The 928-nt window shown below is 46.8% G+C and carries 2 protein-coding genes; both read right to left on the bottom strand.

All coding sequences use genetic code 11. From position 1 onward, the window contains the following. Window positions 1–79: 79 nt before the first annotated feature. The gene (gene mazF / locus ACI7RC_RS27730) at window positions 80–421 is read right to left on the bottom strand and encodes an endoribonuclease MazF (protein ID WP_408111383.1); all 342 of its coding nucleotides are present in this window, start codon (window positions 419–421) and stop codon (window positions 80–82) included. After that, window positions 415–645, bottom strand: a complete 231-nt coding sequence (locus tag ACI7RC_RS27725) for an AbrB/MazE/SpoVT family DNA-binding domain-containing protein (RefSeq protein ID WP_408111382.1) — start codon at window positions 643–645, stop codon at window positions 415–417. Before ACI7RC_RS27725 ends, mazF begins: the two co-directional genes overlap by 7 nt. Window positions 646–928: the final 283 nt, after the last annotated feature.

Here is a 928-nt window from a genome sequence, read left to right as displayed (position 1 = left end):
GTCGTTCGCACGTAGAGGTTGACGTGGACCTTTTTGTCGAAGAGCCTTCCAAGAAACCCCATTTGAAGGCAAAAAGCTGTTATCGAATCAACAACTCCATTTTTGAAACAACCTCAGCCAGCGTCTCATCTGGAACTTTACAGATGAAAGTTGCCTGTCGGGACTGCCAGTCGAGACTTTTCACCTGATCGGAGAGAATTACCCCCTCGATAGGCAAATCCTGCGGAATGATGACTTCGAATGGGTAGCCCTTGATCTTGGAGGTTACCGGACAGAGCAGAGAAAGCCCAACCTTACCGTTATACGCTGCGGGTGATATAACCAAAGCAGGGCGCTTCCCAGCTTGCTCATGGCCTGCTTGCGGGTTGAATTGTAACCACACCAAGTCGCCTCGATCAGGCACATACTGACTGTCTACCATGTTTCCCGTCCTTGTGGCTCGCCAGTCGAAACCTCTTTATGGAGGTTTTCCGGCTTAACCTGGACTAGAAGTTCATCCAGAGTGGACGATTTCGGCTTAATTACGAGGTGACCATCTTCCACGTCTAGGTCGACCTCGGAGCCTTCCTTAAGACCTACTTTCAAGGCAAGGGACTTCGGGATGCGAATACCCAAGCTGTTACCCCATTTTTGAACCTGAAACATGGAACCGCCCCCAACAAATTTAGTATATACAAAGTATAAACATATTGTTGGTTAAAGTCAAATCAAGGTTCGGTAGTCTATTCTACAGTACTTATATGCCTGATGACAGATGCATATAGAAGCTTTACCCGTAAGCGAACATGCACAGACTAAGGACAAAGAATCTTCAAACCAAAAAACCAGGCACAGCTCCTTTTCAGGGTAGTGCCTGTCTTTTGTTTGAACATTTATCTTCTATAGATGTGCATGAACGGTTCTCCATCTGTAGGACGAACGTACACCG

Source organism: Brevibacillus sp. B_LB10_24 (assembly GCF_046036945.1).
GTDB lineage: Bacteria > Bacillota > Bacilli > Brevibacillales > Brevibacillaceae > Brevibacillus_C.
The sequence above is the reverse complement of the archived record's forward strand: the minus strand, read 5'-3'. Positions and strand labels throughout refer to the sequence as shown.